Source organism: Chondromyces crocatus (genome assembly GCF_001189295.1).
In the GTDB taxonomy this organism is placed as follows: Bacteria; Myxococcota_A; Polyangia; order Polyangiales; family Polyangiaceae; genus Chondromyces; species Chondromyces crocatus.
Genome location: NZ_CP012159.1, coordinates 1,185,229 through 1,204,906, shown reverse-complemented (window position 1 = coordinate 1,204,906; position 19,678 = coordinate 1,185,229). Strand labels below are relative to the sequence as shown.

Sequence of the window (19,678 nt, the reverse complement as noted above, 5' to 3'; positions counted from 1 at the left end):
GACCGAAGCGCGCAGTCCCTTGGATGACGCGCGCCTCTCGAGGGCGCTCCACGGCGCACCTTCTCCCCCCTCGGCAGCCTGGATCCACCGTGGCGCGACGCTGGACGCCTCATGGGCGGAAGGACGGCACCGTCAACCGCGCGGGGCAGACGATCGAGACCGGCGCACGGCCTCCGCCCACTGCACGCGGTGTGCGGCGCGCTCGGCTTCGCCCATCTCCACCCAGAATGTCCGCTGCAGCTTCGTCATCTGCGCCGCTTCGGCCTTGGTCTTGAACATCCCCGCGCCCACGCCCGCCAGCATCGCCGCGCCACGTGCCGTCGACTCCAGCTCGGTGGGTCGGTCGATGGTGATGTTTGCCGTGTCCGCCTGGAACTGCATGAGCAGGTCGTTCGCCGCGGCGCCTCCGTCGACGCGCATGCGCGCGAGCGGCTGCTCCAGATCCTCGGCCATCGCGCCGAGCAGGTCGGCCACCTCGTGCGCGACGCCTTCCAGCGTCGCACGAGCGAGGTGGGCCTTGGTGGTCCCGCGGGTCACACCGCAGATCAAACCGCGCGCCTCGGGATCCCAGTAGGGGGCGCCGAGGCCGGAGAGCGCCGGGACGAAGGTCACCCCTTCGCTGCTCGGGACCTGTCGCGCGAGCGCCTCGATCTCGGTCGCGCTCTGGATCACGCCGAGCCCGTCGCGAAGCCACTGCACCGCCGCGCCGGCGATGAACGCGCTGCCCTCCAGCACGAACACCACCTCGTCGCCGATGCGCCAGCCCACGGAGGTGAGCAGCCCGAAGCGGCTCCGGAGCGGGCGCGAGCCCACGTTCACCAGCGCGAACGCGCCAGTGCCGTACGTACACTTCGCCTCGCCCACCGCGAAGCACGCCTGACCGAAGAGGGCCGCCTGCTGATCGCCCGCGATGCCCGTGATGGGGATGCCGTCCGGCAGGTGGGGCACGTTGCGCGTCACTGCCACCTTCTCCGCCGAGCCGACGATCGTCGGCAGCACCTTGCGCGGCACCTTCAGCATCTCCAGCATCCCGTCGTCCCACGCGAGCTGCTCCAGGTTCATCAGCAGCGTGCGCGAGGCGTTGGTCACGTCGGTGACGTGGACCGGCGCCCCGCCCTTCGCGTCGCCGGACAGGTGCCACACGAGGAAGCTGTCGATGGTCCCGAACGCCAGCTCCCCGTGCTCGGCACGCGCGCGCGCGCCGGCGACGTGATCCAGGATCCAGGCGAGCTTGGTCCCGCTGAAGTAAGGGTCGAGCACGAGCCCCGTGGTCGCCTTCACCGCAGGCTCGTGGCCCGCCGCGCGGAGAGCAGCGCACTGGTCGGCCGTCCGACGATCCTGCCAGACGATGGCGCGATGGATGGGCCGGCCTGTGTGGCGCTCCCACACCACCGTGGTCTCTCGCTGGTTGGTGATCCCGATCGCTCGAATCCGCTCGCCCCGCACCCCGGCCGCGGCCAGGGCCTCCCGCACGGCGTCCCCGACGCTCTCCCAGATCTCGCTGGGATCGTGCTCCACGAGGCCGGGCGCCGGGAAATGCTGGCGGAACTCCTGTGTGGCACGGCCCAGGGTCACCCCGGAGGCCTCCATGACGAGGGCCGTGGTCCCCGTCGTGCCTTGATCGATGGAGAGGAGGAGATCGGCTTCCATGGAGGCCGCGTAACCCGGCTCTCCAGGCGCGCAAAGGGCTCGATCCCTGCGTCGCCGCATGCCACCTCGCAGCCCACATCACCACACCTGAGCCCGGGGGATGATTGTACGGTCGCCCCAGCGGGAGTAATCTCCCCGCACCGATGGCCCGCCTCATCCTGCAGACCGCCGAAGGAACGCAGGCGATCGATCTGCGGCCCGTGAACTCACTGGGGCGCCATCCCAACAACTCGATCCAGCTCCTCGACAAGATCGTCTCCAAGGAGCACTGCATCATCGAGCTGAGGGGTGATCACTACGTCCTGCGCGACCTCGGGAGCCTGAACGGCACGTTCATCAACAACGAGCGCGTCCGCGGCGAGCAAGGCCTGAAGCACGGTGACGAGATCGCGCTGGGCTCGACCCGGGGTCGGTTCGACGATCCGCAAGGGCAAGTCCACCCGCAACCCGCACCAGGCTGGCCGCAGCCGCCCGCCGTCGCAGCGCCACCTCCCGTGGGCGTCGGCGCCGCACCGCCCGCGCAGCCTGGCTATCCCAATCCCTTCGGAGGCTTCACCCGCGCTTCGTCGTCGCCGCAACTCTCGCCGGCATATCCGGTACCGGGGGCTCCAGGTGCCCCTGGGATGCCGGGCGCTCCAGGTGGTCCAGGGGTTCCGGGTGCCCCCGGTGCCGCGCCAGCGGCGGGTGCAGGCCGATACCCGGACGCGAACCCTTTCCCGCCACCTGCACAACCTCCCCTGGGCCCCGGTGGGACCGGTCCGCTTCCCGGAGGTCCCCTCAGCGCGCTCTCCCGGGCGCAGAACCCGCACATGTTCGTGGCGGCGGGCACCCGCATCGACGTGCAGGAGCAAGCGCGGCAGATCGGCACGCAGATCGCGGCCGTCGACAAGGGCTTCCTCGCCTTCGAGCGCATCGCCACCGATCAGGCGCAGCTCCGCGCCGACTACGAGCGCCTCCGCCTCTCCCACGAGCTGAGCCGCGAGATTGCTGCCGAGCGAGACACCACGCGGCTGCTCGAGAAGATCCTTGCGAGCATCTTCAAGTTCATCCGCGCCGACCGCGGAGTGATCTTCCTTCGCGACGAGAACGGCGAGCTGACGCCACGGGCGATGCAGCGCCGCGACGGTACGACGACGCCGATCAGCGTCTCGTCGACCATCCTCGATCACGTCGTCGCCGAGCGCGCCGCCGTCCTGACGCACGACGCGGCCATGGACTTCGCCGCCTCCAAGGGCAAGAGCATGATCCTGAACCGGATCAGCTCGGCCATCGTCGTGCCGCTCGTCGCGCCGCTGCAGCACAACAACGAAGTGCTCGGGGTGCTCTGGCTCGACTCCGAGATGCTCGCGCAGTTTCAGCCCAAGGACCTGGAACTGGTCACCTCGATCGCGTACCAGGCGTCGATGTTCATCGAGGTGAACATCCTCGGGAAGAAGATCGAGGCCGAGATCGTCAGCCGCGAGCGCCTCCGTCGCCTGCTGTCGCCCAACGTCGCCGAGCAGGTGATCAACGGGCAGCTGGAGGTGAAGCAAGGCGGTCAGCGCGTCGAAGAGTGCACCGTCTTCAACAGCGACATCCGCGGCTTCACGCAGATGAGCGAGAACACGAGCCCGGAAGAGCTCGTCGAGATGCTCAACGAGTACTTCGAGGAGATGGTCGACACCATCTTCAAGTACGAGGGGACCCTCGACAAGTTCATGGGCGACGGGATCATGGCCCTCTGGGGCGCGCCGGTGCAGCACCCCGACGACGCGCTGCGCAGCGTGCAGTGCGCGCTGGAGATGGGCGAGGTGCTCGGCAAGTTCAACCGACGGAGGCTGGAGCAGTCGCGATCGCCGCTCGCGATCGGCATCGGCGTCCATACCGGCCCGCTCGTCGCCGGGTACATCGGGAGCACCAAGGCGCTGAGCTACACCGTCATCGGCGACGTCGCCAACACCTCGGCCCGCCTCTGCTCGGTGGCCCTCCCCGGTCAGATCGTCATCAGCGAGAACACGTACGCCAAGCTCGGCAGCCGCTTCGAGACCCAGGAGCTGCAGCCGGCGAAGGTGAAGGGCAAAGAGAAGCCGCTCCGCGTCTTCAACGTGCTACGTGAGCGTCCATCGGCGCAGGTCCCTGCCCAGATCTACGTCGCCGAGCCCACCGCAGCGGGCTGAACCCGCTCCTGTCCCGAAGCTCCAGTGGCCTTCACCCTTCCGTTCGAAAAACCCGTCGCCGACCTCATCGACAAGGTGCGCAAGCTCCGCGCTCTCGCCGCGTCCGACCCGCGGTTCGAGCCCGAGCTCGTTCGCCTCGAAGAGAAGACCAACCGCCTCGCCCGCGAGCTGTTCGCCGATCTCACGGCGATGCAGAAGGTGCAGCTCTCGCGGCACGCGCACCGGCCCTACACGCTGGACTACGTGAAGCGGCTGTTCACCGACTGGGTCGAGCTGAAGGGGGATCGGCGCTACTCGGAAGACGCGGCGCTCATCGCCGGCATGGCGCGCTTCCACGGCCGGAGCGTGGTGGTGGTGGGTCACCAGAAGGGCCGCGGGACGAAGGAGAACCTGAAGAGGAACTTCGGGATGCCGCACCCCGAGGGCTACCGGAAGGCGATCCGGCTCTACGAGCTGGCCGACAGGTTCCGGATGCCGATCCTGACGTTCATCGATACGCCGGGGGCCTATCCGGGGATCGCGGCGGAGGAGCGCGGCCAGAGCGAGGCCATCGGCGCCGCGCTGGCGGCGATGGCGCGCGCGAGCGTGCCGATCGTGGCGACGGTGATCGGCGAGGGGGGCTCCGGTGGCGCGCTGGCGCTCGGGGTCGCCAACCGGGTGCTGATGATGGAGTTCGCTTGTTACTCGGTGATCACACCCGAGGGCTGCGCCGCGATCCTGTGGAAGGACGCTTCGCGCGCCGACGAGGCAGCCGCACAGCTCAAGATCACGGCGCCCGACCTGCTCCAGCTCGGGGTGGTCGACAGCGTGGTCGAGGAGCCGACCGGCGGCGCCCATCAGGATCACGACGACGCCGCGGCCCGGCTCGACAAGGCGCTCTGGTCGTCGTTGACCTCGCTGGACGAGCTGCGCGACGAGGAGCTGGTCGAGGATCGGTACCGGCGGTTCAGGGCGCTGGGTGCGTTCCTGGCCTGAGACACGGCCAGTGACTTCGCCCGCTTCTCGATGCAACGAGGTCAGGCCCGAGGCGGCGAGACATGTCAGATTTCCCGAGTGGATCGCGGGGTGGTGGGGCCCCGACGAGCTTGGCTCGGCGGGGCAGCGGGGGCGCGTGCCCCTGCCGTGTGACTGAGACGCGTGACGCGCTGGCCCTCGGGACGGGCAGGCGCTATAGGCCGCGCGAGGTGTGGAGCAGACGATGCAAACGATCCAGGTGAGGCACGTGAGGACGCCGTGAGTGTGCGCGTCGGCCTGATCGGTTGCGGTGTGTGGGGCGAGAACCTCTTGCGGGTGCTGTCGTGCCACGCGCAAGCGGAGGTGGTGGTCGTCGCCGATCCGAACGCGGCGCGGCTCGAGCGGGTGCGGTACTTCGCGCCCTCCGCACGGCGGGTCCCCTCACTCGATGAGGCGCTGGCCGCTCAGCTCGATGCGGTGGTCATCGCGACCCCGCCCACGAGCCACGCGGAGCTGACCCTGCGCGCGCTCGATGCAGGGGTCGACGTGCTGGTGGAGAAGCCCCTGGCGCTCGCGCCGGAGGACGCCGAGCGCTGTGCAGCGCGGGCGGAGGCGCTGGGCCGGGTCGCCATGGTGGGTCACCTGCTCCGGTATCACCCCGCCGTGACGACGCTCGCAGAGCTCTGCGGGGCCGGGGAACTCGGCGAGGTCGAGCGGTTCTCCGCCACCCGCCGTTCCGCCCGGGCGCTCGCGGGCAGCGCCGATCCGCACGCCACGCTGTGGGCGCTCGGTCCGCATGACCTCGCCGTGCTCGGCGCCCTCGATCCGACGCCAGCGCGCAGCGTCGTCGCCTCGGTGCGCGGCGCGTCGATCACCGTCGCGGCACGCCTCGCGAGCGGGACGCAAGCGCGGATCAGCCTCTGCCGATCGAGCCCGACGAAGGAGCGGTGGACCCGGGTCATGGGTAGCCGCCGGGTCGCATGGTTCGATGAGGTGCAGTCGCCCGAGAGCGTGATCCTGGCGACGACGCGAGGAAGTTCGCTGCTCACCGAGGATCCCTTGATCATCGAGCGCGAGATCCGGCTGCCGTCCGTCGATCCGCTGGCCGTCGAGATCTCGCACTTTCTCGATTGCGTGGAGAACCGGACGCCGCCCCTCACACCACTCACCGAGGGCGTCACCGTGGTCCGTGCACTGGCCCGCGCCGAGCGCGCTTTGACGGCGCAGACACTCGGCGCGATGGCCAGCCCGGCCTGAGCTTGGGAGCTTCCGTCACCCCCGGATCTCGCCCTGACCCCGCGCCCGGGCGCGCTTTCGGGAGGCGCTCCTCCCCGGTACATTGCTCGAATGCACACGAGCCGCCCTGGCGTGCCCGGCGCCCACCTGGCTGTCGCCCTGGTCCTCGCCGGAGCCTGCGGCGAAGCGCAGAAGCCGGGGGGGTCTTCCATGGGCAGCCGCCCCACGCTCGCCTGTCCAGCCCCCATCGGGCCCATCGTGCAGAAAGACTGCGCCGGGCTCGGGCCGAGCCAGGCGGCCGCGGCGGCCGCGGCGGCCACGGGCCGCCCTGACCCAGGCGATGCGCAGCATGCAACCCGAACCCACGCGCAACGCGAGACGAGCCGTGTCCTCGAGACCTTGAGAGCGCAGCGTGAAGCGCTCTGCCACGATTTCAACGCCTGCAGGCTGACGACGGCCGAGTACCGGCAAGAGCGGCGTCGGATCGACGACACCACGTCGGTCGTGGACGCGCAGGCCGAGCGGCTGCCGCGCATGAGCGAGCAAGAGGCGCAGGCCACGGTGAAGCTCCTCGACACGCTCCGGCAGCGAGGTGCACTCCTTCCCGGCGCACGGCGAGGCGCCGAATCGCTGCCCCCGTTGCCTCCTCCCCAGCATCCCATCGTGGACCAGCCCCTGCCGCCCGCCAAGGAGGAGGGTGGCCCATGGCAACCCGGAGTCCACATGATGCAGGCGGTCGCACGGGTGGCGGCTGCCGCCCACCACGTCGAGCAGAGCACCTCCCTCGGGTTCGACCGGGATCACGCCTGCCTGCTCGGTGCCTACGTGAAGACACGCACCGTACAGCGCATGCGGCAAGTCTTCCGAGGTGGTGTCGACTACGCGATCCTCGGAGGCGGCGGGGACAGCGCCATCGACGTGGACATCGCCATCGCCGACCCGAAAGGGAAGGTCCTGATCAGTGACACCGAAGACGACGCGAAACCCATCGTGCATTTCAGGCCGCCGGTCACCGGCCCCTACGAGATCATGATCGGGCTCGCCGACGCCAGCGGGCCGGGCTCGTTCGTCGCCATCGCCGTTATGCACGATGGGGGATACGCCATCTCCTCCGACCGGCTGCTCCAGTCGTTCTCGAGGGCGATTCTCTATGGCGGCAAGCTCTCCGAGCAGTCTCCCTCGGGCCTCGTCTTCCACCAGGAGGGGGACTGGTCGTTCTTCGGGACGGTGCTCGAACCGAACCAGAGCAACACGTTCAACGGGATCGACGTGGTGGGGATGCCGATGGTGGCGCTCGCGGCCGGCGACGACAGCGCGCAGGACCTGGACATCGAGGTGAAGGAGGGCTCGAGCGACAGGGTCGTCGCGTTCGACAAGGACGAGGATGCGGTCCCGAATGCGGTGGTCGAGCCGGGGAGCTACCGGGTGGTGGTGCAGAATCCGAGCAGCCAAGGGCCGACGCTGGTGACGTTGATGTTGCTCGACATGGCGCGCTGAGCTGGGTTCTGACGAGCGCCAGTCGCACGGTGGCGCCCGTCAGCGTTCACGCTTCGCTCGCGCCTGGTGTGCGGAGGCGGAGGACGGTGATCTCCGGCGGTGCACCGACACGGAGCGGTGGCCCGGTGGTGCCCATGCCCGGGTGCACATAGAGCATCGCGTCGCCGTCGCGGTACACGCCCGCATGAAAGCGGTAGGCGAGCCGAGCGAGGTTGTGGCGGGTGGGGGCGATGGGTGCGGCGAGCTGACCCCAGTGGGTATGGCCACTGAGGACGAGGTGGGCTCCCTTCGCTGCGAACTTGGGGAAGAGGGCCGGGTCGTGGGCGAGAACGATGAGGGGGAGAGCCGGATCGCGGCCAGCGACGGTGCGATCGACGTCGGCGCGGCGGGTCCAGACGTCGTCGACACCGGCGAGGGTGAAGCGGTCGCCAGCGCGTGCGATCTGGGTGTGCTCGTTGCGCAGGACGGTGATGCCGGCCGCGCGCAGGCGCTCGATCAACGGGTCGCCTTCGCCGAAGTAGTCGTGGTTGCCCATGACCGCGACGACGCCGTCACGCGCGCGCAGGGCCCCCAGCGCCGCGGCGACGTCGTCGTGAAAGGCAGTGCCGCTGGTGATGTAGTCGCCCGTGAGGGCGACGAGATCGGGTTCGAGGGCGTTGGCGCGCTCGACCCAGGCGTCGATGCGCTCGCGAGGGCACATGGAGCCGACGTGGAGGTCCGAGAGCTGCACGATGCGGTAGCCATCGAACGCCGCGCCAAGGCCGGGCACGGCGACGTCCAGCGTGCGGACACGCAGCCAGCGACGGCCGATGAGGACGCCGTAGAGGGAGATGACGAGGGCCACGGCGTAACAGCCGGCGGCGAGCGCCCCGACACCCAGCGGGAGGCTTGCCGGCGCGACGAGGTAGGTGAGGCCGAGCACGAGGAGGCCGGGGAGGAAGAACATGGTGGCGCCGAACGCGGCGCACCAGTGGGTAAAGTAGAGTTCGTCGGCGAGGAGGGAAAGCTGCGCGCCGGGTCCCTTGCGCGGCTTGTCGGCCATCATCCGGCGAAGGGGGACTCGAAGCAGCAAGGTGGCGGAGATGCTGGTCACGAGCGCGAGCGGCAGCGCGCCCGGAACCGCGAGGCGCTGGAGCACGTGGTGGAGGCCCAGGCCGAACGGCACCTGGCACACGGCGGTGAACACGAAGAGGTAGATCGCGAATCGACTCATGAGCGCTGCCGCCCCTCGGGTCCGACGCGCGCTCGTGCCGCGACCGCCTGAGGACGTCCGGGCCAGCTTAGCGCTCCAGGTGACGGTTGCCTCCTCGCAGGGCCGCGAGAGGTTCGCCGTGGACGTCGATGCGGGTCCGGTCCGGCTCGTGTGACGGCCACGCGCCGAGGCGACGCGGCGGCGAGCAGGAGGCCCCAGTTTGCGCCAGGCGATCGGCGTGTTAGGTGGTGCAGCCGCGAAACAAGGCATCTCATGCAGGACCCGAAGACCACTCCCCGCGACGTGAAGGCTCCCCATGGAGCACGGGTGATGGAGATCCGGTGGGCCGATGGCCACCGCTCCGTCCTCCCCCACGAGATCTTGCGCGGGTATTGCCCGTGCGCCCACTGTCAGGGCCACAGCGGCACGATCAAGTATGTCCCCGGAGGCGACCTGGATCTGCGGGACCTCCAGCAGGTCGGCAACTACGCGCTCCAGTTCACCTGGGGCGATCGGCACGACACGGGGATCTACACGTACCGCTACCTGCGCTCGCTCTGCCAGTGCGACGACTGCAAGCCGTCCTTCCGTCCGCCGGGGCAATCGTGAGCGGTCAGCGACTGGATCCGTTTCAGATCGTTCAGGCGTCGTACGTGGGCAGCGTGGGCGCGGCCGCCGACGCAGGCCGCGACAAGGCAGCGAAATCGTACGAGGCCCTCCCGCCCCCCACGTCGACGGAGGTGGCGTTCGCGGGGCGCTCGAACGTGGGCAAGTCGAGCCTGATCAACACGCTGGTGGAGCGGCATGGTCTGGTGAGGACCAGCTCGACTCCGGGCTCGACCCGCCAGATCAATGTGTTCGAGGCGCGCGCGCGGGACGCGGCGGTCTTCCGGCTGGTGGACTTGCCTGGCTACGGATTCACGCGGCGCTCGAAGTCGGAGCAGAACCTCTGGGCTTCGTTGATCGAGGGCTACCTGAACGGGCGGGTGACGCTGGGCGCAGTGGTGCTCCTCGTCGACGCGCGGCGAGGCCTCCTGGAGGACGATCTGGAGCTGATCCAGTTCGTCGAGAACGCGAGACAGGTGACGCGGCGACCGGTGCAACTCATCCTGGTGGCGACGAAGATCGACAAGCTGCCCAGCTCGCAGCGCAAGAGCGTCCTCTCCCGGCTGGCAAAGGCGGCTGCCGAGCCGGTCCAGAACGACGCGAAGGCCGGGACGCCAGCGGCCAAGCAGAAGCCCCGCGCGATCCTCGGGTTCTCGTCGGTCACCGGGGATGGGCGCCGCGAGCTGTGGGCCGCCATCCGCCGGGCCACCCTCGGTAGCGAGGCGACGGCAACCCAAGCCACCCCATCGACGACGTCGGAGACGCCCACCGCGTCGGACGCATCGAAGACTGCCGGAGGGTCGGCCCTCCCCGCGCCCCCCGATGGCTCCTCCGAGCGGACGGTTGCCGTCGACAAGTCCTGATCCCAACGGGTTCTCATGCTCGAGTACAACGGCCAGATCACGCAGGTCGCGTCGCCGCCGACGCCGCTGTGGTGTCTCCCCTTGCTGTTTCTCCTCGCCGCGCTGGCGTGTGCAGCGCTCGGGCCACGCATCCGACGCGCAGGTCTGGGGCGTGGGCTCGCCGAGCGGCTGCGGCTCGGTCGGTCCGGGGTGGTGCTGCTCGGGATCGGCGCATCGCTTCTGGGAAGCGCGCTCGCCGCGGTGAACCTGTCGGCGCTGCTGGGGCAGGACAGCGCGCGCAAGAGCTTCCACGACGTCGCCTGGAACCTGGTACGCGTGGGCTCGCTCGACGTGGACCTCGCGTTCGCGATGGATCGCCTGGGCGGAGCGGTGTCGATGCTCGTGGCGCTCGCCGTGGGCGCGCTCCACGTCGTCGCGGCGCGGCGCGGTGCGGCTGGGGATTCGAGCGCAGGCGCGGGCGGAGGTACGACGCCGAAGGCCCCGGCCCGCTCCGAGGGGGCGTCGCCGAGCCTGACCGCGGCGCTGTGCCTGCTAGCCGGCGGGGCGGTCACGGTGGCCCTGGCCGATAACCTGGTGGTGATGGTGCTCGGCAGCGAGATGCTCGCGGCCGCAACGGCCCTCGTCATCCTGCTGTGGCGCGCGGGCGCGTCCGGAGCAGAGGCCGAGGACGCGCCCGCGCGCGCCGAGGGGCTGAGCCGCGCCTCCGGGCGGGCGTTCCTCGCCCATCACGCTGGGGATGCGGTGATCCTGCTCGGCGCGGCCACGCTGTTCTGGGGGCTCGGGGGGCGGTGGACCAGTGATGGCCGCTACCTGTCGGACTACCGCGCCCGCTTCGTCGCCGTTCATGCGGGAGGCGGTAGCGGGGGCACCATCTACGGAGCGCCCGAGGGTGAGCCCGACGAGCCGGATGCGAAGCGAGACGGGCGGCGTCGAACCTCGCTCGACCAGCTGCGCGTGAGGGCTGGGGCGCGCGGGTACTTGAGCTTCACAGGACACCCGGGGGCGCAGGTGTACCTGGGGATCGCCGACCGAGCACAGCTCGCGGCAGCGCCCGAGCCGTTCGCGGTGGCTCCCTTCCTGCGGAAGGAGATCTCGGTAGGGGCGCACTCGGTGATCCTCGTGCCCGGCGGAGGCGCCACGGTGTCCGGCGACGGGTTCGAGGTTGCCGCCATCGATCGGATCTCGGTGGAGCCGGGGGAGGACATCGTCCTCACCATGGTGGGCCCGACGCTGTCTTTCCGGGAGATCGCCGATCAGCTGGGTCTCAAGGACGAGAACGGCTCCGCCTTTCTGCGCAAGGATCTCGCGGGCAAGAAGGGCTGGGGCGGCGTGCAGCTCGTGGGGCTCTCGTGCTTGCTCTTCATGCTGGGAGCCGCGTTGAAGTCGCTCCAGTCGGGGCTCGCTGGGTGGTCGTCCACGAGAGGGACGCCCATGGCGGCGTGGGTCGGAGCGATCGCGGCGGCGTATGCTGGCGTGGTCCTCGTGCTGCGCCTGGAGCCGGTGTTCGCGCTGGGGCCTGTCGGCAGCGGAGCCGCCGCACTCGCGCTGCTCGGACTGCCGTTCATGGGGTTCGCGCTGTCGCGCGCGCTGCTTCGGAAGGCTGAAGCGGTGAAACCCGTCGAGGGAGGCGCGTCGTGATCGCGTACCGGTGCCGTTCGATGAAGGCCTTGCTCGGGCCACTGTGCGTGCTCGCGATCCTGCTTGGCGTCGTGCCCCAGGCCGACGCACAGACGTCTCGGGAGCATGGGGTGGAGGCGAAGTCGCCGGAGCATGCGTCGAGGGATGGCAGCGGCCGGCTCGTACTGCACCGCGAGGGCTCGGGGCCGCTGGAACTCACGACGGATGGGCTCGACTTCGTCGGGGGGTTCGTCGTCGAGAACGTGGGCGACAGGCCCGTTCGCCTGGAGCAAATCGCGGTGCGCACCTCGACGGAGGATCCACGCACGCCCCCAGGGCTGAGCGCGGAGCTGGAGCGCGGATCGCCAGGGATGGTGATGAAGCCCGGCGAAAAGCGCACGGTGAGGGTGCGCTGGAGGACGTCGGTAGCACGAGCGCGAGAGCTGTACGGTCACGTGCTGGTCGTGCCCGCGGACGAAGCCCCAGGGCGTCCGGAGAACCACGCGACGAGCGGGGTAGAGCACGCCGAGGATCCTCACGCGCTGCCAGCAGCCATGGGCATCCACGCCCATCGAGGCCGTGGTCTCGGCTGGGTAGGCGCGCATGCGCTGTCGTTGCTGATGTTCATCCCCTTGCTGGGCGCGCTCGGCGCGGGCCTCCTCCGGCGCACGGGGGACGCGCTGCTCGGGCGGGTGTTCCCGGTCGCGGCGCACGGGCTGAATCTGCTCCTTTCGGTGTGGATCTACGCAGTCTTCGACACGGGCTTTGCTCGGAGCGATGGCAACGATGGGTTGCAGTTCGTCGAGCGACGGGCGCTCCTGCCGTCGCTGGGGGCCGAATACTCGGTCGGCGTGGATGGCCTGTCCGTGCCGCTGGTGGTGCTCGCTACGGTGGTCGGGGTCGTGACCTCGCTGCTCCGGTGGGGTCGGGATCCGGTGCTGCCACAGCGGGGAGAACCGGTGCTGCTCGACGTGGCCGTGGCCGCGATGATCGGCATGTTCGTCGCTCAGGACCTGCTCCTGCTCTCGGTGTCGTGGGTGGTCTTGCTGGCGTCGCTCGGGGCGCACCTGCTGGGCGGAAAGTCATCAGGACAGCAACCAGGGACGCACAGGTTCCTCGCGTTCGCCGCGGTGAGCGTGGTGCTGCTCGTGCTGTCCACGGGGTGGCTTCTCCAGCATGCGGGGCCGAGCTACCTGGTCGATGGCGGGGTCGCGGCACGAACGGCCGCGCTGCCAGAGCTTGCGCGGGTGGACTGGGTATCTGAGGGGCTGACCCTCGCCGGGGTCAACGCGCTGAAGCTCGTGTGGATCGCTCTGCTGATCGCGTTCGGGCTGTTCCTGCCGATCGCACCGCTGCACGGATGGTTGCCGACGACGCAGACCGAAGCACCAGCGCCAGCGCGGGTGGTGATCGCTTCTGGGTTGCTGGCAGCGGCTGGGTACGGGGTGCTCAGGATGCACGTGGGTGTACTCCCGGACGCGACCCGGTGGGCCGCGGCCGGGATGTCGGCGCTGGGTGTGCTGACGCTGATCAGCGGCGCTGTCCTGGCCCTCGGTCAGCGCGATCTGGTGCGGCTCCTCGGCTATGTGTCGGTGAGCCGGGCGGGGCTCGTCCTCCTCGGGGCGGGGACGTTGACACCTCAGGGGATCCAGGGAGCAGCGGCGCAGCTCGTTCTGCACGGTCTCGTCGCTGCCCTCCTCTTCGCGGTGGCGTCGTGGGGAGAGGCACGCTCCCGGACGCGCGAGCTGGACGGGCTGGGCGGACGGTTTGCCACCATGCCGCGCGCGACGTGGCTCCTGGGGCTCGCGCTGCTCGCTTCGCTGGGCGTGCCGGGGTCGAGCGGCTTCTGGGGGAGCGCGCTCGTGCTTTTCGGCGCCGCGTCACGGTATCCGTGGCTCGCGGCGGTGGTGACGATCGGGCTGCTCCTTGGCGCCGCAGCCCATGTGCGGGCGCTCTGCCGCGTGCTTCCCGGAGGCGGACACGAGCGAGCCGGCGATCTGGGGAAGCTCGAACTGGGAGCGGTTTTGCCAGTGGCGCTCCTGGTTCTGTTGCTCGGCCTGTTCCCGCGGCTGCTGCTCGGGGTGATCGACCGGACGACCCTCGATCTGCATCGGCGACTGGATCCGGCGTCGCCGACCCAGATCGCGTTGGAGTCACGTGACGGGGAAGCGCCCGCCTGGCTCGGCGGTCGGGATGAAACATCAGGGGAACTCACTCATGGATGACACGCGGGCACGCACGCGCTGGACCCGAGGGGTGCACCTGGTCCCGGGCGGCGTGGATCTCGGTGGGCAGGTCCTGCCGCTGCTCGCAGGCAGCGTGCATTACTGGCGGCTCGATCCGCGGGACTGGCGGGCCTGCCTCCAGGCCGTGAAGGAACTCGGGCTGCACTTTGTGGACACGTACGTTCCCTGGAGCGTTCACGAGACGGCGCCGGGCCGCTTCGAGCTGGGTCAGCGCGACGCACAGCGTGACGCCGCCGCGTTTCTACGCCTCGCTCACGAACTCGGGCTGTACGCGATCGTGCGTCCAGGGCCGCACATCAACGCGGAGATGACCTACTTCGGGCTCCCAGAGCGGATCATCTGGGACCCGAGCTGCCAGGCCCGGTCGGCGGAGGGGAATCCGGTAGTGTTGCCCATGCTGCCCTTCGCGTTCCCTGTACCGAGCTACGCGAGCGAGGCATTCCACGACGAGGTGTCGCGGTACTTCCATGCGCTGGGGCCGTCGCTTTCGCCGCTCCTGTATCCGGCAGGGCCGATCGTGCTGTTGCAGGTGGACAACGAGGGGGCGCTCTATTTCCGAGATGGGGCTTATGATCAGGACTATCACCCGGACGCCATCGCGCTCTACCGCAGGTTTCTGCGCGACAAGTACCGGACGATCGAGGCGCTGACACACGCGTACGGCAAGCGGGCTTCGAGGCCGCCGGGCGACGAAGGCGAGCGCTTCGCATCGCTGATGCCCCCGACCACATTCGATGCGGAGCGACCGGAGGATCTGGCGCGACACCTGGACTGGTGCGAGTTCCATGAACACCTGCTGGAGACCGCGATGGGGCGCTTCGCGAAGGCGCTCGAGGTCGCAGGGCTCGAGGGGCTGCCCACGACGCACAACCTGCCGATGGGGCAGGAGACAGGTCCTCTGAACGCAGCGCGGGTGACGCGGGCGGTCGATCTGTGCGGGCTCGACTACTACAACACGGCCGCGCCCGTGAGCCGCGCCATCATCGCAAGACGCACGACGGAGCTCGCCGTGCGGTGCGAAGGCCTGGGGTTGCCAGCCTTCGCGTGCGAGATGGGAGCGGGGTTCCCGCCATTTTTTCCGCCGCTGGAGGAGCGTGACAGCGCCTTCACGGTCCTGACGGCGCTCGCATACGGACTGCGCGGTTACAACGTGTACATGGCCGTGGAGCGCGATCGGTGGGTAGGAGCGCCGATCGATCGGCGAGGTCGGTCACGCCCCTTCGCCCAGTTCTGGCGCAAGCTCAGCGCAGCGCTCGAGGCGACCTCGTTCCACACGCTCCGGCGCCGGACCCCCGTGCGTATCTTGATCCCGCGCTCCGAGCGGCGGCTGACGCGCGCGATGCACGCCTTCGGGCCACTCATTGGCGCCTTCTTCTCGGTGCTCGGGGCCGGCGCGCGAGAGCGCTGCCTGGAGGATGATCTGGGGCTGGGCTATCCGCTGGCCGTGGAAGCCGACACGTTCGCTCGCGCGTTCGAAGAAGCGCTGGATGCCCGCGGCGTGCCTTACGCTCACGTCGGCGGAGAGGATCGTGATGTGTCGCTGGAAGGCGCGCAGTGGTTGATCTGCGCAACCTCGGGCGGACTGCACCCGACACTCGCGCAGCGTCTGGAGGAAGCCGCGGCGCGAGGGACATTGATCACCCTGGGTCCGCAACAGCCAGTGTTCGACGGGTCGTTCCGCGCGCTCACGGAGCCTTATGATCTCGCGCGCCTGCGCACGCCGCGCCCTACCCTGACAGCGCCGCAGGAGCAGAACGCTGTCGAAGGGCCCGACCCGTGGCTCTTTCAGGATGATCCTGCGGCCGCCGACGCGGCGGTCGCGCGCGCCATCGAAGTGCTCGGCTTGCCAACGTACGCTTGCGACCCAGATGGCGTGTTCGCAACGGTTCACGAGGATGCAGAGGGGCGCCCGCGGGTTCTGTTCCTGATCAATCCAGGCGACATGGACGTGATCGCGCGGGTCGCCATCGACGCGGAGCGCGCCACCGACATGCTCGAAGAGGGTCGTTACGAGATGCGCCGAGGCGCCGGGAGCGTGGGCCGGGCGACACGCGGCGCGCCCGCCGGTCTGCTGGAGCTGCGGCTGACGCCACGAACGGTCAGAATGCTGGCCCTCGACTAGCTGCTGCGGTTGAATTCCTCCCCTCGCTCTGCTCTGCTCCGCCGGCCTGGCCGGAGCGGGGGGCGGGGGGCTGGTGCGCCCGCACCCAGCGTTTCGATCCGCTCGTCGTGGGCGTCAGAAAGGAAAACTCATCATGCGTAACGGCTCCGTCGCGTGTCGCCTCGTCTGCCTTCCCCTTGTGTCGCTCGCGCTCCTCCTGACCGCGGGGTGCAACAGCAAAGTCGAGGAATGCAACAAGCTGATCACGGTCCTCAACCAGGAGAGCGGCAAGATCTCCGAGGGGATGAAGGGCACCGACGCCGGCGTCTTCAAGAAGATGGCCGACGATCTGGACGCCGCGGTGAAGACCATCGGAGAAGTCGAGGTGAAGACCCCCGAGCTGGTGAAATTCCGCGACGACATGAAGAAGTCCTACACGGAGTTCTCCGCTGCGGCGCGTGGCGCAGGCCAGAGCATGGAGAGCGATCCCGTGAAGGCGATGGGTTCGCTGAAGCAGCTGACGGATCTGGCGACTCAGAACAGCAAGCTGGTCGGCGACATCAACAGCTTCTGTCACGCCAAGTGAGCTTCGCCCGGAACGTGTCGCGCCGACGGGTCCGTTCCGGAGACGGCAGAACGAGTCTCTTCTTCTGAATCGTGGCTCACCGCTCCCCGAGCCCGCCCAGGGTTCTCGGCCAGCCGAGATGCGACGTGGGGAGCGACCAGCAGGGCCTGCGGACTGGCAGGCCCCCGTCCTGAGGTGCGCGGTGCTAGCGCCGCCAGAGGATGGTCTCCCGGCTGCTTCGCGGGCCGACGGGTGCTGGTGTGGCCTTCAGCTTCACCGACTTGCCCGCCGGGAGCTGAACGATCTGGGGCTCTCCCGCCAGCGTCCACGCAGGACCGTCGGTGAGAGGGTACACGTAGGGCGGCGACTGGCTCAGCACCAACGCCACCACCTCCTTTTCGCCCGAGCGGCCCGTGACCTCCACACCGCCAGGGATCTCCACGAAGCCCGTCAAGGTCGTCAGCTCGAACCCGGCAACGGACATCCGCCGCGCGAAGGCGAGCACTTCGAGCACCCGCTCTTGCTGGGCGCGATTTCCACGGGCGATGGGGAGCCACAAGGGGCGCCTGGCCCGCACTGCGCCGGGTGGGAAGCTGCTCGGAAGGCCGAGTGCACCCGGACGCGTCTCCAGGCACAGACCATGGGCGACCCCGAGATGGACGGGAGGATGGCACAGCATGTCCGGTGCCTTCTCGGGCACGTCGAGGAGGGAGCGGGCGTCGGTGGAGGCCGCGAGGAACATCGCGTGAGCCCCTCCTGCAAGCGCGCCATCCTTGCCAGAGGTGGTGGCCGGTTCATCTGGCCCGAGAGGGCCCAGGCCGCTGGCGATCAGGGTCGCCGAGGCGTCGAAAGCCTGGTCCGAAGGGGGGACCCAGAGCTCGGCCTGCCGCCCTGCGAGCGTAGCGAGTTCCCGCATCCCGAGGAGGCCTCCTGCACGACGCGCTGGAGCCGAGAAGGCGGTGAGTTCACCGCGACCTTCACGCCACACGCTCACCCCTTCGAGCGTTCGTCCGCAACTGGCGATCGCTGCGCGCGCCTTCTGGATGGGTCGCTCGCCTCCCGGCAGACGGAGGCTCAACGTGTCCGCCGGGTCGTCACTTTGGACGAGGAAGCACGCTTCTTTCAGAGCAGGGAGCACCACGAGCGGTGTCGAGGAAGGAGCCGACGCGACCCGGCGCAGGCCCAGCGCTTCGAGCCGGGTCTCTCGCGCTTCCCCGGCCCCTGCGGAGGGATGCGCAGCGATGAAGGAGTCGATGGCCTCCTCGGCGCAGCGACGATCAGCAGTTTCGGCGATGTGTGCCTCGGGGGGAGTGGGCAGGATGTGCAGCAGGTCGGCCCCACCGCTGGTCGAAGCGGGTGCGGACAGGACGCGCAGCTCGACCGATTCTCCTCCGGCCGCACTGACCTGGAGCGGCTCCATACCGCACCCACAGACGCCGACCGAGAGACCTTCGGTCGAGATGGGGCCTCGCTCCACCTTCACGCGTACCGCCCCGGTCTCCGCTGCGGCCACCACGATGTAGCAGCGGCCCCTTTCGGCAGAGAGCGTGAAAGACCCTCGGGAGGAACGAGACTCCGTGACCTCGAATCCCTCCCGCAAGAACGGTGTGGATGCCTTGTCGATTGCCTCCATCACCGAAGCCCGCTCCGACATGTAGCTGCGTGCGCGAGGCAGCACGAGGAAGGCACCTGCACCGATGGCACCGAGGAGCAGCGTGGCACCGAGCGCCCGATGGAGCCGCGCTCGGCGCGCTTCGCGGAGGTTCAGATCGACGCGATCGAGCGCGGAGGTGACGGCCTCGCGGAGACGCTCGGCTTCCTTCCGCGCGAACGCGAGGTCCTCTCCGCTGGAGTCGCTGCGCCCTTCGAGGATGGCGATGGCGCGCTCGACCTCGGCGAGTTCCTTGAGCGCGCGCCGCTCTTGATCACTCAGGTGGGCGAACTGTGCGTCGGGCAGCCGAGGCTTCGGTGCCTTCTTTGCGGTCTGTTTTGCGGTCATGCGAGCAGCCCGCTCAGCGCCAGGATCTCAGGCCGGCAGGGCGTTGGAGGGGTTCGTCGTTGCACCGTCACCGTTCAGGACTCGTAGCGAAGCGAGTTGCCCGCCGAATCACGGAACTTGCCCATCCCAATGAGAAGCGCATCGATGAGGGCCCAGATACCGAGGCCGCCACAGGTGAGGAGCTTGAGGACACCGAGACCCGTCTGGCCCAGATAGAACCGGTCAGCGCCGAAGATACCGAGAAAGTACGACAGCACGAAGAGGGTCGTCTGACTGTACTGCGGGTGCCCGACCATCGGCTCACGCTTGAGGACGAGGCCGCGATCATCGCGCATGGAGCCGATGCCGATGAGGATCGCGTCGATGGTCGACCAGATGCCGAAGCCACCGCACGTGAGGAGCTTGAGGACACCGAGCCCGGTCTGGCCCATGTAGAACCGATCCGCGCCAAGGTACCCCAGGAAGACAGAGAGCACGAAGGCCGTCGCCTGATCCTTGTCCGAGTAGGGCACCATGGCCGAGGAGGGGTACGGCGCCATGGGAGCCGCCTGCGGTGCGCCCCAACCACCGCCGCCGGGGGGTGGTCCCCCCCAGCCTCCACCCGGAGGGGGCGCACCAGGCGGTGTGCCCCAGGCGTCACCAGGCGGCGACGATCCCCATCCACCGCCACCGCTGCCCGAGCCGCTGCCCCAACCGCCACCGGGCGGAGGCGGGTACCCATTGCCTGAGCTCATGTTGGTTTCTCCTGAGCTTTGACGAGGAGGGCTGGCCCACCTTGCCGTTCAGCGAGCATGGTAGCGTAACCCCACCATCCTTTGCGCTCTCACGTCGTCCGGACCCCAAAACGAACGGCCCGCCTGTTTTTCGAGACAACCGAGGTCCTCGGCGGGCTCGACTTCTGGAGGCCTTGCCACGGCAGTGACGCGGGCACGGGAGAGAGAACTGCGCCAGGAACGTCAGCGGTTCATCCGCGCATGAGCTGCACGCTCTGCGAGG

Annotated in this window: 14 protein-coding genes; 10 read left to right on the top strand and 4 right to left on the bottom strand. The window is 69.3% G+C overall.

Annotated elements, in window-relative coordinates; genetic code table 11:
* Positions 1-132 precede the first annotated feature (132 nt).
* A complete protein-coding gene (glpK, locus tag CMC5_RS04575; RefSeq protein ID WP_050429270.1) occupies positions 133-1,650 on the bottom strand; it encodes a glycerol kinase GlpK in 1,518 nt (505 codons plus the stop codon).
* A 143-nt stretch (positions 1,651-1,793) separates the two neighbouring features.
* Between glpK and CMC5_RS04570 the strand changes: the two genes are divergently transcribed.
* The 4 genes from CMC5_RS04570 (at position 1,794) to CMC5_RS04555 (ending at position 7,493) form a co-directional block, all read left to right on the top strand.
* Complete coding sequence (locus CMC5_RS04570) at positions 1,794-3,806, top strand: adenylate/guanylate cyclase domain-containing protein (protein WP_050429269.1); 2,013 nt, start codon at positions 1,794-1,796, stop codon at positions 3,804-3,806.
* 24 nt (positions 3,807-3,830) lie between these two features.
* Positions 3,831-4,781 (top strand): acetyl-CoA carboxylase carboxyltransferase subunit alpha, encoded by a 951-nt coding sequence (locus CMC5_RS04565; RefSeq protein WP_050429268.1) that lies wholly within the window; start codon positions 3,831-3,833, stop codon positions 4,779-4,781.
* A gap of 258 nt (positions 4,782-5,039) precedes the next feature.
* Positions 5,040-6,017 carry a Gfo/Idh/MocA family protein gene (locus CMC5_RS04560; RefSeq protein ID WP_050429267.1) on the top strand — a complete coding sequence of 326 codons (978 nt, stop codon included), beginning with the start codon at positions 5,040-5,042 and terminating at the stop codon, positions 6,015-6,017.
* 90 nt (positions 6,018-6,107) lie between these two features.
* Positions 6,108-7,493, top strand: a complete 1,386-nt coding sequence (locus tag CMC5_RS04555; RefSeq protein ID WP_050429266.1) for a hypothetical protein — start codon at positions 6,108-6,110, stop codon at positions 7,491-7,493.
* A 46-nt stretch (positions 7,494-7,539) separates the two neighbouring features.
* On the opposite strand, the gene CMC5_RS04550 is transcribed toward CMC5_RS04555, so the two are convergent.
* Complete coding sequence (locus CMC5_RS04550; protein WP_050429265.1) at positions 7,540-8,706, bottom strand: metallophosphoesterase; 1,167 nt, start codon at positions 8,704-8,706, stop codon at positions 7,540-7,542.
* A gap of 252 nt (positions 8,707-8,958) precedes the next feature.
* On the opposite strand from CMC5_RS04550, the gene CMC5_RS47225 reads away from it, so the two are divergent.
* From CMC5_RS47225 to CMC5_RS04520, 6 genes are all read left to right on the top strand, one after another.
* Positions 8,959-9,294 carry a gamma-butyrobetaine hydroxylase family protein gene (locus tag CMC5_RS47225; RefSeq protein ID WP_050429264.1) on the top strand — a complete coding sequence of 112 codons (336 nt, stop codon included), beginning with the start codon at positions 8,959-8,961 and terminating at the stop codon, positions 9,292-9,294.
* Positions 9,291-10,154 carry a ribosome biogenesis GTP-binding protein YihA/YsxC gene (yihA, locus tag CMC5_RS04540; RefSeq protein WP_050429263.1) on the top strand — a complete coding sequence of 288 codons (864 nt, stop codon included), beginning with the start codon at positions 9,291-9,293 and terminating at the stop codon, positions 10,152-10,154. The genes CMC5_RS47225 and yihA overlap by 4 nt, the downstream gene beginning before the upstream one ends.
* Before the next feature lie 15 nt (positions 10,155-10,169).
* Complete coding sequence (locus CMC5_RS04535; protein WP_050429262.1) at positions 10,170-11,792, top strand: hypothetical protein; 1,623 nt, start codon at positions 10,170-10,172, stop codon at positions 11,790-11,792.
* Positions 11,789-13,996 carry a complex I subunit 4 family protein gene (locus CMC5_RS04530; protein ID WP_156338195.1) on the top strand — a complete coding sequence of 736 codons (2,208 nt, stop codon included), beginning with the start codon at positions 11,789-11,791 and terminating at the stop codon, positions 13,994-13,996. The genes CMC5_RS04535 and CMC5_RS04530 overlap by 4 nt, the downstream gene beginning before the upstream one ends.
* Entirely contained in the window at positions 13,989-16,139 is a 2,151-nt protein-coding gene (locus CMC5_RS04525) for a beta-galactosidase (RefSeq protein ID WP_245678294.1), read from the top strand. The genes CMC5_RS04530 and CMC5_RS04525 overlap by 8 nt, the downstream gene beginning before the upstream one ends.
* A gap of 133 nt (positions 16,140-16,272) precedes the next feature.
* On the top strand, positions 16,273-16,704 hold the full coding sequence (locus CMC5_RS04520; protein ID WP_050429260.1) for a hypothetical protein: 432 nt from the start codon (positions 16,273-16,275) through the stop codon (positions 16,702-16,704).
* A gap of 184 nt (positions 16,705-16,888) precedes the next feature.
* On the opposite strand, the gene CMC5_RS04515 is transcribed toward CMC5_RS04520, so the two are convergent.
* A complete protein-coding gene (locus CMC5_RS04515; protein ID WP_050429259.1) occupies positions 16,889-18,682 on the bottom strand; it encodes a hypothetical protein in 1,794 nt (597 codons plus the stop codon).
* Between the two features lie 74 nt (positions 18,683-18,756).
* Complete coding sequence (locus CMC5_RS46825; RefSeq protein ID WP_063796208.1) at positions 18,757-19,221, bottom strand: TM2 domain-containing protein; 465 nt, start codon at positions 19,219-19,221, stop codon at positions 18,757-18,759.
* Between the last annotated feature and the right edge of the window lie 457 nt (positions 19,222-19,678).

Coding starts and splice junctions, on each gene's coding strand:
- glpK (WP_050429270.1), bottom strand. CDS start 1,650: ATGGAAGCCGATCTCCTCCTCTCCATCGATCAAGGCACGACGGGGACC.
- CMC5_RS04570 (WP_050429269.1), top strand. CDS start 1,794: ATGGCCCGCCTCATCCTGCAGACCGCCGAAGGAACGCAGGCGATCGAT.
- CMC5_RS04555 (WP_050429266.1), top strand. CDS start 6,108: ATGCACACGAGCCGCCCTGGCGTGCCCGGCGCCCACCTGGCTGTCGCC.
- CMC5_RS04550 (WP_050429265.1), bottom strand. CDS start 8,706: ATGAGTCGATTCGCGATCTACCTCTTCGTGTTCACCGCCGTGTGCCAG.
- CMC5_RS47225 (WP_050429264.1), top strand. CDS start 8,959: ATGCAGGACCCGAAGACCACTCCCCGCGACGTGAAGGCTCCCCATGGA.
- CMC5_RS04535 (WP_050429262.1), top strand. CDS start 10,170: ATGCTCGAGTACAACGGCCAGATCACGCAGGTCGCGTCGCCGCCGACG.
- CMC5_RS04525 (WP_245678294.1), top strand. CDS start 13,989: ATGGATGACACGCGGGCACGCACGCGCTGGACCCGAGGGGTGCACCTG.
- CMC5_RS04520 (WP_050429260.1), top strand. CDS start 16,273: ATGCGTAACGGCTCCGTCGCGTGTCGCCTCGTCTGCCTTCCCCTTGTG.
- CMC5_RS04515 (WP_050429259.1), bottom strand. CDS start 18,682: ATGACCGCAAAACAGACCGCAAAGAAGGCACCGAAGCCTCGGCTGCCC.
- CMC5_RS46825 (WP_063796208.1), bottom strand. CDS start 19,221: ATGGCGCCGTACCCCTCCTCGGCCATGGTGCCCTACTCGGACAAGGAT.